14 protein-coding genes and 1 tRNA gene are annotated in these 13,608 nt (G+C 61.9%); 6 read left to right on the top strand and 9 right to left on the bottom strand.

What is annotated here, in order from left to right; translation table 11 throughout:
- Positions 1–79 precede the first annotated feature (79 nt).
- From FFS18_RS03500 to FFS18_RS03485, 4 genes are all read left to right on the top strand, one after another.
- Positions 80–155, top strand: a tRNA-Glu gene (locus FFS18_RS03500).
- 88 nt (positions 156–243) lie between these two features.
- Complete coding sequence (locus tag FFS18_RS03495) at positions 244–801, top strand: DUF6538 domain-containing protein (RefSeq protein WP_212743016.1); 558 nt, start codon at positions 244–246, stop codon at positions 799–801.
- Positions 802–1,040: 239 nt separating this feature from the next.
- Positions 1,041–1,244 carry a hypothetical protein gene (locus FFS18_RS03490; RefSeq protein WP_137869769.1) on the top strand — a complete coding sequence of 68 codons (204 nt, stop codon included), beginning with the start codon at positions 1,041–1,043 and terminating at the stop codon, positions 1,242–1,244.
- A 198-nt stretch (positions 1,245–1,442) separates the two neighbouring features.
- Positions 1,443–1,688: a hypothetical protein gene (locus tag FFS18_RS03485; protein WP_137869768.1), complete on the top strand. Its 246-nt coding sequence runs from the start codon at positions 1,443–1,445 to the stop codon at positions 1,686–1,688.
- Here FFS18_RS03485 and FFS18_RS03480 read toward each other — a convergent pair.
- On the bottom strand, positions 1,652–2,587 hold the full coding sequence (locus tag FFS18_RS03480; RefSeq protein ID WP_137869767.1) for an ATP-binding domain-containing protein: 936 nt from the start codon (positions 2,585–2,587) through the stop codon (positions 1,652–1,654). The genes FFS18_RS03485 and FFS18_RS03480 overlap by 37 nt on opposite strands.
- Before the next feature lie 511 nt (positions 2,588–3,098).
- Between FFS18_RS03480 and FFS18_RS03470 the strand changes: the two genes are divergently transcribed.
- Complete coding sequence (locus FFS18_RS03470) at positions 3,099–3,338, top strand: hypothetical protein (RefSeq protein WP_137869766.1); 240 nt, start codon at positions 3,099–3,101, stop codon at positions 3,336–3,338.
- 22 nt (positions 3,339–3,360) lie between these two features.
- On the opposite strand, the gene FFS18_RS17380 is transcribed toward FFS18_RS03470, so the two are convergent.
- Positions 3,361–3,543: a zinc-binding dehydrogenase gene (locus tag FFS18_RS17380; RefSeq protein WP_171005214.1), complete on the bottom strand. Its 183-nt coding sequence runs from the start codon at positions 3,541–3,543 to the stop codon at positions 3,361–3,363.
- On the opposite strand from FFS18_RS17380, the gene FFS18_RS17375 reads away from it, so the two are divergent.
- Complete coding sequence (locus tag FFS18_RS17375; protein WP_502704167.1) at positions 3,503–3,697, top strand: TetR-type transcription factor C-terminal domain-containing protein; 195 nt, start codon at positions 3,503–3,505, stop codon at positions 3,695–3,697. The genes FFS18_RS17380 and FFS18_RS17375 overlap by 41 nt on opposite strands.
- A 193-nt stretch (positions 3,698–3,890) precedes the next feature.
- On the opposite strand, the gene FFS18_RS03460 is transcribed toward FFS18_RS17375, so the two are convergent.
- The 7 genes from FFS18_RS03460 to FFS18_RS03430 form a co-directional block, all read right to left on the bottom strand.
- Entirely contained in the window at positions 3,891–4,859 is a 969-nt protein-coding gene (locus tag FFS18_RS03460) for a glucokinase (protein ID WP_137869764.1), read from the bottom strand.
- Between the two features lie 60 nt (positions 4,860–4,919).
- Positions 4,920–6,215 carry a sugar MFS transporter gene (locus tag FFS18_RS03455; RefSeq protein ID WP_137869763.1) on the bottom strand — a complete coding sequence of 432 codons (1,296 nt, stop codon included), beginning with the start codon at positions 6,213–6,215 and terminating at the stop codon, positions 4,920–4,922.
- Between the two features lie 69 nt (positions 6,216–6,284).
- On the bottom strand, positions 6,285–6,560 hold the full coding sequence (locus FFS18_RS03450; protein ID WP_212743015.1) for a hypothetical protein: 276 nt from the start codon (positions 6,558–6,560) through the stop codon (positions 6,285–6,287).
- The gene (locus FFS18_RS03445) at positions 6,557–8,599 is read right to left on the bottom strand and encodes a glycoside hydrolase family 97 protein (RefSeq protein ID WP_137869762.1); all 2,043 of its coding nucleotides are present in this window, start codon (positions 8,597–8,599) and stop codon (positions 6,557–6,559) included. The genes FFS18_RS03450 and FFS18_RS03445 overlap by 4 nt, the downstream gene beginning before the upstream one ends.
- The gene (locus tag FFS18_RS03440) at positions 8,599–10,245 is read right to left on the bottom strand and encodes an alpha-glucosidase (protein WP_137869761.1); all 1,647 of its coding nucleotides are present in this window, start codon (positions 10,243–10,245) and stop codon (positions 8,599–8,601) included. Before FFS18_RS03440 ends, FFS18_RS03445 begins: the two co-directional genes overlap by 1 nt.
- Positions 10,246–10,257: 12 nt before the next feature.
- On the bottom strand, positions 10,258–12,060 hold the full coding sequence (locus FFS18_RS03435) for an alpha-amylase family glycosyl hydrolase (protein ID WP_249340270.1): 1,803 nt from the start codon (positions 12,058–12,060) through the stop codon (positions 10,258–10,260).
- Positions 12,057–13,553, bottom strand: coding sequence for a tryptophan halogenase family protein (locus tag FFS18_RS03430; protein ID WP_137869760.1), 1,497 nt, complete (start codon positions 13,551–13,553; stop codon positions 12,057–12,059). Before FFS18_RS03430 ends, FFS18_RS03435 begins: the two co-directional genes overlap by 4 nt.
- Positions 13,554–13,608 lie beyond the last annotated feature (55 nt).

Raw genomic sequence — 13,608 nt, 5'->3', positions numbered from 1 at the left:
CGCGGCAATGCACAAAAACCGCACCACCATGCTTGACCGCATGGAGATGCGCGTCTAATGCGCCGCTTCACCGAATGACGGCCCCTTCGTCTAGCGGTCTAGGACGTCGCCCTTTCACGGCGAAAACACGGGTTCGAGTCCCGTAGGGGTCACCAAATTGCCGGAAAGGCGCAGAAGTCTCGGTTTTCTGTTCGTTAGTGACTCGGTGGGTACACCAAATGAGTACACAAAGGACGAACAATCATGAATCCGAAGGGACTCTGGCGCGATCCTCGAAGCGGCATTTTTTACCTCCGCCGCCGCATTCCGCTGCCGTTGCAAAGCGCATTCGCTTGCGGCCAACTCTACAAGGTGAGCCTCGGCACCGCCGATCCCCGTGATGCAGAACGCAAGCTGGCGATAGCCAATGGTGAATTTGAGCAGAAGTGCGATCAGTTTCGCGCCACGCTCGCAAACGGTGTCGCAGGATCCTTCACCTCCGACGAGGCACGCGTCCTGGTCGACCGCCTCCTCACCGCCCGATCGGCTAACGGGTTTGCGAGCGGCGGTATGGATGTCGCTTTCTTTCTCAAGGATCTCGACGACGCCGTCGCGGATCAAGCGGGAGACCATCGATCCACCGCACAAGACATGAGCCCCGCCGAATGGATCGCCTATCGCAAAAAGTTGGCGGGAAGCGATCTCGACGATGAATTTTCTCCCGAAACACTCGCGCGAATCGAGGCTCACCATGCTTCGGTCCATCGAGACCCTGGCGAGCTGTGGTTCAGTTTTCAGAAACGGGTATACCCTTTAAGTTGAGCCCTACCGTTAGGAGCTTGCGCGATAACATAACCGCTCGATCACTGCTGCCGATTTGAAACTACCTTCGACTTAACTGGGGCCTTGACGAATCATCGGATGCTGAGCGAAAAACATCGCAGGCCGTCCCGCCCGACCTGCCATAGAGTTAAAGCGGACTGTTTCTGGGTACCGGATCGACCTTCACATTGAGGTCGATGCTTAAACTGTGGCCATCGACCAGTTGGAAGGATTGATCCATGGCGGCGATTCCGCTCACCGAAGAGGCAGTCTACAGCGTCAAGCAAACGCTCCGTCACCGTTTCCCAAAGGACAAGTCCTCGCATTTGTCCGAGGCGCTTGCGGCGGCCCTCAGTTTCAAGACGAGCATGTCGCTCGTAGAAACCATCCGGCAAACTGACCGGCAGGATCCCGATTATATTATGGCGGACGAGGGGCAGTAGGCCTTTCTGATATCGAAGTTTTCTAAGACACTTGTGTGAAATGTACCGCTGAACGAGGCGTGTCGATCGAGCTTGATAGGCAGGGCCGTTCCGTCGACGAACATCTGGGCTGATATCGGCGCTCGCCGGGGCAATGTCCCGCGACTGCGTCCGATCGTAAATCCGATCTCCGAAATGGTTATGGGAAAGGCACTCAGATTGACGACTTCGATCGCCATTCCGCTGAAGCCCGGCGCAATGCTCCACTTGGGCACAACACGGATCCGCACCCGCCTGTCGTTAATGCTGTTCCAGGTGTTCAAAATCCCGAGCGCAGCACCTAGAACGGCGATCGCCAACGTAATCGCTGCAGGCCAAGTCATTCTTAAATCCCTCACTTGTTTCCGCATCGACTCTTCAATGCCTGTCTATCCGGGCAATGTAGGGCGGCGCGAAAAAATGTGAATCGATCGGGCCCCGCGCGTCAAAGCGACATAGAGATGCTGCCGGGACATTGCCGACCCGGGCTGATCTGCGTCGAGTATGACGACATGTTGCGCCTCAAGACCCTTCAGAAGCAGAGTGGAACCGACCGCCTTGGACGGCACGATGCGTCCCGCCTGTCGATTCCGTTCTCGAAGAAGGGCGATTGCAGAGCGGAGATCGGTGCTTCCTCCTGAAGCAATCGTCAGTGCCTCAATCATTATGTTGAACGCGCTGTGCCTATAGATCCGGCGCTCGCGATCCGCAGCCATGCTCTTCAGAAATTCGATCGCCTGCGGATAGCCTCCTTGATTAAACAGCGCGATGGCGGCCAACTCCTGCGGAGTCGGCGGCGTCCGATTTCGATCAGCTTGTATCGACTGAATCCTTTGTTGCAGCCGATCACCATATACATTCGTCATGACCTGAATCAGGAACGCGATGCAGGCTTGCAACAGTGCGTTGCCGCCGAGGCCATCCATATTCTCGGCGGCGTTCACAATATCCCGAAAGTCCACGGGTTCGACGACGCTCACGCCGGCTGCGCGACTTGCATAATCGTGCCGCGATCCCGCTCGAATAGGATCGCCGACGATAAGGATGCTCTCGTTCGGGCTATTGCGCGAGATGTCGAACTGGACGCGGACCTGTTCGGTGATCGTCGCATTGGTGTCCGCTCCGATTGGGTGCCAGAATATCCGGTTCGGGCATGATCGAAGGTCGATCGACAAGCCTTTCGACAGCGCCTCTCGGGCACCGAGCAGCCATTGCCCCAGATCGTCCGCGCCAGCGTTCGACCAGCGCCAAGGGGTCGTCAGCCGGCCGATCTCGGGGAAGGCTGCAACGACCTCGGAATGCCAGTTAGCGAGAGGGTCAGCCATGCGAACAGGCGCGGCATTTCACGCACAAAAATGACCGTGGCATATACGGCAACGACCACAACCATCGATTCAACGCTAAACATTTCTTTTCTCCTCCGACCTTAAGATCACCCTCTCCTCTCCGCTCAACTCCTCTCCCCTTTGGCCTGCAGGCATCGCTGACCGACCCTTCCGAAGCGTCCGAAACGGTCAAGCGATATGCAGGGTTTTCGGCACCGAGCGATGTCGGCACTCGGTGCCGGCAGGTTCTCAGCGAGATTTTTGGGCCGTCGCCGCCATGACATATTCCGGCGGGACGATCCCGGTCCGATCCCACCAACGCTCGGCCAGGCGTTTGCGAGAGTTGTCCGTCCGCAGCCAGTTCTGGCGGACCTTGCCGTAATCACGGTGTTCGGGGTCATATCCTCGCAACGTAATGAGAAGGTGCACTGCTATCACCGCGTTGCCGAATGGGATGCGCGTAGGTGGCTCGCTCTTGCTCCACGACTGCACAGCGCTAACCTCGCTGCCTATGGGGCTGAGCGTTGATGAAACTCTCTGCTTCGCAGGGCTGCTTATCGAGAATGACAGCGTCATTGTTACGCAGACTACGCTCCCCGAAACAATTCGCACCAACGTTATCGGTCGCCGGCTCGGCGATGTGATCGGGCATTGGGCGCTCAGCTTTCGTGGCATAGCCGATCGCATCATCGAGAGCGTCGAAACCGACTTAGATGATGATTTGGTTTTTCACTTGGATGATGCTGAGTGATGCAAAGCACTAAACACCAGGGCTACCGGCCTGACAAATCGATTACTATCTTTCCAATATGCCCCCCCGACAACTGATACCGAAACGCGTCGCCTAGCCGGTCCAGCCCAAAACTGCTGTCGATCAGCGGCCGTATGCCATTTGCTTCGACAAAGGCGACAAGGATGCGCGGTTTGATTGAAGAAGCAGTCGCTGATGGTTCCATAGAACCTACGGATGTAAAGCTGTTGGCATTTACGCTTGCCGGCGCCCTCAACTGGCCAGCGCGCTGGCATCGTCCCGACGGCCCCCTTACCGCGGAGGCCATCTCGGCGACGATGGTTGATCTATTGACCGCCGGCATTGCGCCACGCCGTTAGGAAATGATGTGCGAGCATGCGCTGCAGTTTCGCGGATCATTAAATTCGCTGGGAGCGCAGGCTATCGCTGAACCTGCAAGTGGCGGACCGTCAGGTCCCATCCGCAAAATGGCGAAAGCTGACGTACCCCAACCTATGGACCGGAGACTGGGATTGACGGCGCTATTAAGTGTTACTGATCAGCTCTTAGGTTTTAGCAAAACTGCCGCGCGAAGGCCGCTGCGGCGCCGAACAGGCCCGGTTGCGGATGGGTGATCAGCTTCACGGGAAGCGCCGACATCAGATTTTCGAACCGGCCTTTGGCGACGAAGCGTTCGGGAAAGCCCGAGCGGACGAGGCTGTCGCGGATGCGTAGCCCTAGCCCGCCCGCGATGACCACCCCGCTCGCGCCTTGCGCCAGCGCCAGATCGCCCGCGACGCTGCCGAGCGACAGGCAGAAGCGGTCGGCCGCGGCGGCGGCGAGGCTGTCCTCACCACTCATTGCCATCGTCCAGATCGTCCGGTCGTCGAGCGACGCAACCGGGCGCCCTTCGAGTGCCGCCAGCGTTTCATAGATGTCGACGATGCCGGGACCGGAAACGATGCGTTCGATTGACACGCGGCGATGGCGCTCGCGCAGCCGCGCAAGTATTGCGTCCTCAATACTATCGAGCGGTGCAAAATCGATATGGCCACCTTCGGTCGCTTGCACCCGATAATCACTGCCGTCGCGCCAGATATGCGCCACTCCCAGCCCGGTACCGGGACCAATGATGCTGATCGTGCCCGTTGCCGGCAGCGGTTCGTCGGGACCGCTCAGCCGCTCGAAATAGCCCTCGTCGGCCTGCGCGACCGCATGGCCCACCGCCTCAAAATCATTGACCAGCACATGCCGGTCGACGTGCAGCTTTTCGCCGATCAACGCCGGGCGGATGAGCCAGGGGTTGTTGGTAAAGCGGATCACCTCGCCGCGCACCGGTCCCGCGACCGCGATCGCGACGCTGCGCGGCACGCCGCCATCGCGGCGCGCGAACGCTTCCCACGCCGACTGGAAGCTGGCGTGATGGGCGGTGTGCAGCGTCGTTGCCTCGCCCAGCGACACGACACGGCCGCCCGCGACTTCGGCGATCGCAAAGCGCGCATGGGTGCCGCCGATATCGACTGCGACTACGGTCTCGGTCATAGTGCTCCTCTTCGGTGTCGGGTCAGTCCCCGACGCCAAACTCAATTGCAAGACGCCGCGTTATACAGCCGGGCGCCGGGCATAATAGCCGAAGCATGCGATCACTGCATAGCAAAGGGCGGGCAGCAACAACGCCAGCGCCAGACTGCCGGTCAGGTCGGCGAGCGCGCCGGTCGCGAGCGGGACGACGGCGCCGCCGAAGATCGCGATGTTGATGATGCCCGACCCGTCCGCCGCGCGCGGTCCAAGCTTTTCGGACGCGAGGCTGAAGATCGTCGGGAACATGATCGCGTTGGTCAGGCCGATCGCGAGCAGCGAATAGGCCGCGACGGTCCCGCTGCTGCTGGCGGAGACGAGGATCAGCGTGATGGCGCCAACCGCCACCGCCGCGAGCAATTTGCCGGGGCTGACGCCGAGATACATGATCCACGAGCCGATGAAGCGCCCGAGCATCGCGCCGCCCCAATAGAGCGCGATCATCCAGCCGATAGCGGACTCGGGCTGGCCGAGCACGCGTTCGAGCGCGAGATAGTTGATAACCAGCGAGCCGATCGACACCTCGGCACCGACATAGAGGAAGATGCACAGCGCCCCGAAGCTGAAGCGTGGACGCTTGAGAAGATCGAGGCCCGCAAAGCCACTGCTGGCCTCATGCTTCTCGTCCTTGAGCCGCCCCCGGAACATCCACACCGCCACCGCAACGACCGCGAGCGCCGCCGCGATCCCGAGGTAGCCGTGAACAATCGCCTCGCTCTCGGCGACGCGATAGGCATCCAGCGCTGCCCCCGACAGATCCTCCGCCGACACATCCTTGAGCGAGCCGAGGATCAGTCCCGCCCCGACGAGCGGGAAGATGGTGGTGCCGAGCGAGTTGAACGCCTGCGCAAAGGTCAGGCGGCTATGCGCGGTCTGGGGCTTGCCCAGCAGCGAGATCAGCGGGTTGGCGACGACCTGCACGATCACCACCCCGCTGGCGAGGACGAACAGCGCAAAGAGAAACAGCCCATAGGTCGCGGTCTGCGATGCCGGGATGAAGAGCAGGCAGCCGACCATCATCGTCACCAGTCCCGCCACCGCGCCGCGCATATAGCCGATCCTTTTGACCAGCTTGGCGCCCGGGATGCCGATCAGCAGATAGGCGGTGAAGAAGCAGAACTGCACCAACATCGCCTGCGTATAGTTGAGCGTGAACAGCTCTTTGAGTTTGGGGATCAGCACATCGTTCAGCGACGTGATGCCACCGAAGATGAAAAACAGGCCCATCACGAACAGGCGCAGCTCGGGGGCATCGACATGGCCGCCCGGCTCGGTTCCTCGGCCCGCATCCATCGCGCTATCCTGCGGCACAATCGCCATATCTATATCTCCCCAAAACGGCCTGGGCATGCTGCCCGATAATCTCGGCAATTCGCGAGCGCCTGCCCGTCAGTCCGTGCGGCGCTCAGCCTCCCATATCTTCCCGAAGTTCGACGACGCCCGATCGAAGAGATTATGGCCATCGTGCATATAGACGACCGGATAGCGACGGACGCCCTTGTCGTAGCCGGGCGGCAGCCAGATCGTCAGGCGTTGCTCGGGCAATCCGGCAGCGAAGACATGATCATATTGGAGAAGACGGCCGCGATCGGCGGCTTCGGCAGGCAGGGCGAGCAGCGCCCACAGCGCCATCAGCGCCGCCACCAGGTGCCGCCGGATCGTCATCGTCCGGGATGCAGGCGCATGGCCGCTCCCCCGCCCGGAGCGAGCCACAGGCGGTACGTGTCGCCCTTTTTCACCCGGATATTGTCATAGGCGATGCGGTGCCGGGCGTCGGTGAGATAGGTTGCGCCTTCGCCATCCTTGTAGATGGTTGCCGTATAGGTCTTGCCGGGATCGAGGAAGTCGAACCGCAGCGACAGCGTCCGCTCGGTCGCATCGTTGACGCCGCCGACATACCAGTCGGCGCTTGCGCGGTCCTTGCGGGCAAAGATCGCATAGTCGCCGACTTCTCCGGCAATCAATTTGCTCTCGGACCAATCGGCAGGGACTTTGGAAATGAAGTCGAGTTCGCGCGGATGCGCCTCGAGGTTTTCGATGAAGTCCGCGGCCATCTGGATGGGAGAATATATCGCAAGGTAGAGCCCAAGCTGCTTCGCAAGCGTCGAGGCCAGCGGCGCCTTGTTTGCGCCCTCGAGGCTGAGCACGCCGGGGGTGAAATCCATCGGTCCGGATAGCATGCGCGTGTACACCAGCGTCGGCTCGTGATCGGGGCCGTTGGCGAAGGCGCCCCAGGCGTTATATTCCATGCCTCGCGCACCTTCGCGCGCGACCCAGTTCGGGTACGTGCGGCGAAGGCCGGTGTCCTTCACGGGTTCGTGAGGGTTGACCGCGATCTTGTACCGGGCCGCCGTCTCGACGACCTTGAGATGATGTTCGACCTGCCGCTGGCCGTCGTGCCACTCCATGCGGGTTTCGCCAGGCGCATCGCCGGGTGCGATGATCCCGCCCGCGTCGGCAACATAACCGGTCTTGACGGCTTTGACGCCAAGCCTTCCATACAGCCTCATCGCATCTTCGAGCTGCGCCTCATAAACGGCTATGTTTCCGCCCGTCTCGTGATGACCGATCAGCGTCACGCCCTTGCGCTTCGCATAATCGGTCACCGCCGCGAGGTCGAAATCCGCGGTCGGCTGGGTAAAGCTGAATTTGTCGCCATGGCCGAACCAGTTTCCGTCCCAGCCCTTGTTCCAGCCTTCCACCAGAACCCCGCCGAACCCGTGTTTCGCGGCAAAATCGATATAGTCCTTGGTTCTCTGGGTCGTCGCACCATGCTTCGGCCCCTCGGCCCAGCTCCAGTCCCCACGGATCATGCCCCACCAGATTCCGACATATTTCATCGGCTTCACCCAACTGACGTCCCCGAGCTTGTTCGGCTCGTTCAGGTTGAGTTCGAGGTCGTTTTCGACGAGACCCGCCGCCGAATCCGCGATCCTGATCGTCCGCCATGGCGTCGCGAAGGGCAGATCGCGCGTGACGCGCGGTCCGCGCGACGACGGCGACAGGGTGGCGCGAAACTTCTGCCCTTCAGCGCGCTTGAGCCACATGCCCGCATAGTCGACCAGCGCGGCCTCGTGAAAGGCGAGATGCGTCCCGTCGTCGAGGCGCATGGTCAACGGCGTGTGCGCCGTGGCGACGGCGTCGATCGGCGTTTTCTGGTAGACCTGCTCATAGCGGTTCCATTCGCCGCCGGTAATCCACCAGGCCGTCCCTTGGGGTACGATGTCGAACTCGGTGAATTCGTCGGCGATATGCGCTGTCTTGAAGCCGGGTTGTTCGGGCAACTCGTAGCGGAAGCCGATGCCGTCGTCGAAAAGCCGGAAGCGAAGGTTCATCGCGTGGCCGCCCCAGCTCTCTTCTTGCCGGAACCGGACCAGCAGTTCGTTGTGCACATCGCGGATGAAGCGGCGTTCGCCCCACGGTTGCTCCCAACGCGTATCGGAACGCTTGCGCTCGCTGTCGACGATCGAGAAGCCGCGTTGCAATCCGATGCCGTCCGTCAGGATGAACCCGAGTTTCGAGGGCGCGATGAGCAGCTTGCCCCGCCGCGACAGCGACCATGTCGGTCGCTGGTCGCCGTCGGTGGACACCGTCAGAACGATGCTGCCGTCGGGCGAGGTGGCGGTTTGCGTCGCCGGCGCCGGCTGGGCGAGGAGGGGAACCGGGGCGAACGAAACAAAGGCGGCCAGAGCCAGACGGCGCATCACATATCTCCTTGGACGTTCAGCCAGAGCGCGCCGCAGGGCGGCAGACAATCGATGGTGGCTCCGTTGAGCGCCACGACCGGCGTGCCGACACCCGCGTGCCCGGAAATGTCGATTGTTCCATTTCCAAGATTGAAGAGGCAGCGAAGGTGATCGTCCCTGGCAATTCGGTCAAAGGCGAGCAGATCGCCCTCGGTTATCCAGTTCCGGTTATCGCCCGCGCGGAGGGCCGGGTACCCGGCGCGCAGCGCCACAAGTCGACGCGTCAGATGCAGCAGCGAGGCCGGATCATCCTCTTGCCGGTCGACCGCGAGCGCCGCATGTGCCGCGCCCAGCGGCAACCAAGGCTCAGCGCTGGAAAAGCCCGCATGGGCCGTGCCGCCCTCCCACGGGAGCGGCGTGCGCGCGCCGTCGCGCGACAAGGTAAGCGGCCAATTCTTGAGAGCCTCGGGATCCTTGATCAGTTCGAAAGGTATGTCGACCTGGTCCAGTCCCAATTCCTCGCCGTTGTAAATGATGATGTTGCCGCGCAGCGCACAAAGCAGCGCCATCTTCATTCGTGCATAGGCCGCGCGGTCGGCGCCGGGCGGAGTCCAGCGGGAGAGAGCTCGCGGCGCATCGTGATTTTCGAAGGCCCAGCTTGGCCAGCCGGTCCCGGGCGCATCGGGCCATTGCTCCGCCGCCTCGCGAACGAGCTTCGGGGTCAGCTGGTCCGCATAGAGGAAATCGAAGCCATAGGCGCTGTTGAGCCGGTGCCCGCCGGCGGTAAACTGCCGCATCTCGCGCACCGCGTCGTCGCCGCCGACCTCCGCAACAGTGAACCTGTCGGCATAGCGATCGGTAAGCGCCCGAATCCGTTCGAGAAACAACGGGATGTCGGGGTGCGACTGGTTGTAGATTTTTTGCTGGAAATCGAAGGGCCGCGTCCGGACCTTGTTCGAGGGCGCCGCCGGCGGATTGTCGCGAAGTTCGGGATCGTGCATCGCGAAATTGATCGCGTCGATACGAAAGCCGTCGACCCCCCGGTCGAGCCAGAATTGCACGACGTCGAGCAGGGCCTGTTGCACGTCGGGGTTATGCCCGTTGAGCTGCGGCTGCGAGCCTAGGAAATTATGGAGATAATATTGGCCGCGGCGCGCGTCCCACGTCCAGGCGGGGCCCCCGAACACCGACTGCCAATTGGTCGGCGGCGTACCGTCGGGCCGCGCGTCCGCCCAAACATACCAGTCGGCCTTCGAATTCTCGCGGCTCGTGCGGCTTTCGGCGAACCAGGCATGGCGATCCGACGTGTGGGCAAAAACCAGGTCGGTGGTTACCTTCAGACCAAGCGCGTGCGCGCGGGCGATGAGTGCATCGAAATCGTCGAGAGTCCCGAAAATCGGATCGACGCCGCGATAGTCGGAAATATCATATCCGAAGTCGTCCATCGGCGAAGGGTAGAAGGGAGAAAGCCAGATCGCATCGACACCGAGGGACGCGATATAGTCGAGCCGGGCAGTAATGCCGGCAAGGTCCCCAACCCCGTCGCCGTTCGAATCGGCGAAGCTACGCGGATAGACCTGATATATGACGGCACCCTTCCACCAAGGCGGAGAGGCTTCGGTACAGCTATGCGGGTCTTTTGCGAGGGGCTGGTTTATCGTCACTGTTGTTTTCGCCTATTCGCCGGCCTGGCAGATCAAGGTGCCGAAGGCCGGGACGGTGATGGCAAGGGTGCCGGGCGCGGCGGAGGCTGCCGGACAATTGCCTGAAAGCGCCTCGAAGGCCCGGCTTTTCATATCGACCGCGATGTTAGCGGACAATTGCGTTGTAGACGTATTGAAGGCGAGCACGACCTCGCGGCCGGTGTCGGGATCGAAGCGCGACACGGCTAACAGACCGCCCTTGTCCGAGAAGGCCCGCACCGTCGTGGATCCGCGCATGAGCGCCGGTGTGTGCCGGCGAATAGCACTGAGCGTCGCGATATGGCGATACAGCGGATGGCTGGCGTCGAAGTTCGCGGTCGCGGTCGTGGCGTTGCTGCCGACGAGATCATTATCGTTGTAGACGGCGACTTTCGAGGCGAACATGTCTTCGCGCGCGAGCTGGTCGTTGCCGTCCGACAGGAAGCCCTGCTCGTCGCCATAGTAGATGGTGGGGATGCCACGCAGGGTGAGTAGCATGCTGTGCGCGAGCTTGACGCGGGCCAGAAGCTCTGCCTCGTCCGCTTCGGGGTTCGCCTGTTTCACGAAGGTCGCGACACGGCCCATGTCATGATTGCCGAGGAAGGTCGGCAATGTCAGCGCGGCGCGCGCGCCGCCCTTGTAGAGGATGTCGCCGTCGAACAGGCGGGCAAATTGGTCGGTCCCCTTCGTTCCGCTCGCCGCGTCGATCGCGGCCCGGGCGAAGGCGAAATCGAGCACCGCGGGAAGTCCGGCGGAATGCGTATAGGCCGCCAGCGCACCGGGATCGAGCGCGTCGATGTAAATTTCCCCGAAGATATGGAAATTGGGAATTCCGCGGGCCCGCGCACGCGCCTGCATCGCGGGGACGAAGGCTTGCCAGAATTCCGGGTTCACATGCTTGGCGGTATCGATGCGAAAGCCGTCGATGCCGAACTCGTCGATCCACCGTCCGTATATTTCGATAAAGCCCTTAATGACTTCGGGATTCTCGGTCGCCAGATCGTCGAGTCCTGCAAAATCACCGTAGAGGGCGGACTCGCCGACCCAGTCGCTGTTGCCACGATTATGATAATAGACCGGATCGTTGAGCCACGCGGGGGCCTTGCTGTGTTCCTCGCCCTTCGGGACGAACGGCTGATAGGCGAAAGAGGGGTCCACGAGCTTCGACCAGTTATCGGGGCTCGGATCGCGGTCACCTGCGAAACCGGGATTAATCGCCGGTCCGTCGACCCCTCCACGCCGCGCAAAGGGATAGTCGGCGAGGCTGCGGTAACGATAGCTCGACGCATCGCCATCGCGATACTGGATAACATCGGCCGTGTGGTTGGTGATAATGTCCATATAGACCTTCATCCCGCGCGCATGAGCGGCGTCGACGAAGGCTTTGAACTCGGCATTGGAGCCGAAATGCGGGTCTACGCTCGTGAAATCGGTGACCCAATAGCCATGATAACCAGCGCTTTCGTCGCCTTTCGGTCCCTGCACCGGCTTGTTGCGGAAAATCGGCGCGAACCAGATCGCGGTGGCGCCGAGACCCTCGATATAATCGAGCCGTCGCGTAAGCCCGGCAAGATCACCGCCATGATAAAATCCCTTCGCGGTCGGATCATAACCGGTCGCAAGACGATCGCCTTTCAGCCCGCCGCGATCGTTCGACCGGTCGCCATTTTCGAAACGGTCGGGCAGCACGAAATAGATGATGTCGTCGGAGACGGGACGCGAGCGCGCATCTTCCGCAGCCGCCGGTGCGGGAAGCGAAGCGACAAGCATCGCGAGCGGAACGAACCAACGGATCATGCAGCAACTCCTGCGGGACGCGCCGCGGCAAGGAAGGCGTCGTAATTTTCCATCTGCGCGACTTCGCGCTCGATCGTCAGCGAGATGCCGGCTATAAATTGCGCTAGCTCGGCCGGTTCGAGACTGTCGGCAAGCGGATGCCAGCGCAGGGGCTCGACCGCTTGTCCGACCAGCACCTGCAGCCATCCCGATTCGGTGAAAAGCTCTTCATGTTCGCGGAAGATCAGGCCTTGCGCGCGGAAGAGGTCGATTTTGGCTGCAAGGGTGTCGGGAACGTCCATTTCCGCCCGGTCCCGCCAATAGGGCGTGTCCCGCCGCTCGGTCGCCTTGAAATGAAGAATGATGAAATCGCGGATACGCTCCCATTCGAAGTCGCTCTGCCGATTGAATTCCGCGGCGACCGCAGGGTCGGCGGCGCCTGACGGGAGCATTTTGACGAGCCGCGAAATTCCAGCCTGAACAAGGTGGATGCTCGTCGATTCCAGCGGTTCCATGAAACCGCTCGCAAGGCCGAGCGCCACGACATTGCGGTTCCACATCCGCCGTCGCTTGCCGCTGACGAAACGCAGCTGGTTGGGCTCCGCCTGCGCCGCGCCGTCGAGATTGGAGAGCAGCGTATCCAGGGCAGCATCGTCGCCGATATGCGCCGAGCAATAGACATAGCCGTTGCCGATGCGGTGCTGGAGCGGAATGCGCCATTGCCAGCCGGCATCGCGTGCCGTGGCGCCGGTCCACGGAAGCTGCGGCACCGTACCGTGGGCGCAGGGCACCGCCACAGCGCGATCGTTAAGCAGCCAGCGCGACCAATCTTCGTACCCGCTCGCCAGCGCGCCCTCGATCAGCAATCCGCGAAAGCCAGAGCAGTCGATAAAGAAATCGCCGTCGAACCGCCGTCCGTCGTCCAGCGTCACGCCGGCGACGTCGCCGCGCTGCGGATCAAGGCGCACCTCGCCGATCCTGCCTTCGATGCGCTCGACGCCGCCCGCCTCGGCGCGGCGCCTGAGGAAGGCCGCGTACAGCGCTGCATCGAAGTGGTAGGCATAGGGCATTTCGAGGAGGTAGCGCGATGTGCGGGGCGCGCCCCGCTGCATCCGGCGCGCGCGCGCCGCCCGCTCGTTCAGCGAATAATGGTCCAGACTTTCGGCCAGTCCCGCGGCGCGCGCGCGCAGCCAATAATGGTGGAAATCGACCAGCCCCAGACCGCGGCCTATCGCCCCGAAAGCGTGCATGTAGCGATGGCCGACGCGCGTCCAGTCGCGAAACTCGATCCCGAGCTTGATCGTTCCCTGCGTCGCCGCCAGAAATTCATCTTCGTCGATGCCGAGCGCATCGTTGAAAAGCCGGATTTGGGGGATCGTCGCCTCGCCGACGCCGACCGTTCCGATTTCATCGGACTCGACCAGCCGCACCGACCAGTCGCGCGGCAGGAACCGCCGCAGGCAGGCGGCCGCCATCCAGCCTGCCGTCCCGCCCCCGATGATCATCAACCGCATGGCGATCCTTTGACCAGCGCCGCCCCGGCGGCGCAACAAAATGATGGGAGCGGCG

It is taken from the genome of Sphingopyxis sp. 2PD, from assembly GCF_005503695.1.
In the GTDB taxonomy this organism is placed as follows: domain Bacteria; phylum Pseudomonadota; class Alphaproteobacteria; order Sphingomonadales; family Sphingomonadaceae; genus Sphingopyxis.
Note: the sequence above shows the minus strand (reverse complement) of the source record. Positions and strands in the feature narration are given on the sequence as shown.

Excerpts from the sequence above, each read along its gene's own strand:
- FFS18_RS03495 (WP_212743016.1), top strand. The coding sequence starts at position 244 with ATGAATCCGAAGGGACTCTGGCGCGATCCTCGAAGCGGCATTTTTTAC.
- FFS18_RS03490 (WP_137869769.1), top strand. The coding sequence starts at position 1,041 with ATGGCGGCGATTCCGCTCACCGAAGAGGCAGTCTACAGCGTCAAGCAA.
- FFS18_RS03480 (WP_137869767.1), bottom strand. The coding sequence starts at position 2,587 with ATGGCTGACCCTCTCGCTAACTGGCATTCCGAGGTCGTTGCAGCCTTC.
- FFS18_RS03470 (WP_137869766.1), top strand. The coding sequence starts at position 3,099 with ATGGGGCTGAGCGTTGATGAAACTCTCTGCTTCGCAGGGCTGCTTATC.
- FFS18_RS17375 (WP_502704167.1), top strand. The coding sequence starts at position 3,503 with ATGCGCGGTTTGATTGAAGAAGCAGTCGCTGATGGTTCCATAGAACCT.
- FFS18_RS17380 (WP_171005214.1), bottom strand. The coding sequence starts at position 3,543 with ATGGAACCATCAGCGACTGCTTCTTCAATCAAACCGCGCATCCTTGTC.
- FFS18_RS03460 (WP_137869764.1), bottom strand. The coding sequence starts at position 4,859 with ATGACCGAGACCGTAGTCGCAGTCGATATCGGCGGCACCCATGCGCGC.
- FFS18_RS03455 (WP_137869763.1), bottom strand. The coding sequence starts at position 6,215 with ATGGCGATTGTGCCGCAGGATAGCGCGATGGATGCGGGCCGAGGAACC.
- FFS18_RS03450 (WP_212743015.1), bottom strand. The coding sequence starts at position 6,560 with ATGACGATCCGGCGGCACCTGGTGGCGGCGCTGATGGCGCTGTGGGCG.
- FFS18_RS03445 (WP_137869762.1), bottom strand. The coding sequence starts at position 8,599 with ATGCGCCGTCTGGCTCTGGCCGCCTTTGTTTCGTTCGCCCCGGTTCCC.
- FFS18_RS03435 (WP_249340270.1), bottom strand. The coding sequence starts at position 12,060 with ATGATCCGTTGGTTCGTTCCGCTCGCGATGCTTGTCGCTTCGCTTCCC.
- FFS18_RS03430 (WP_137869760.1), bottom strand. The coding sequence starts at position 13,553 with ATGCGGTTGATGATCATCGGGGGCGGGACGGCAGGCTGGATGGCGGCC.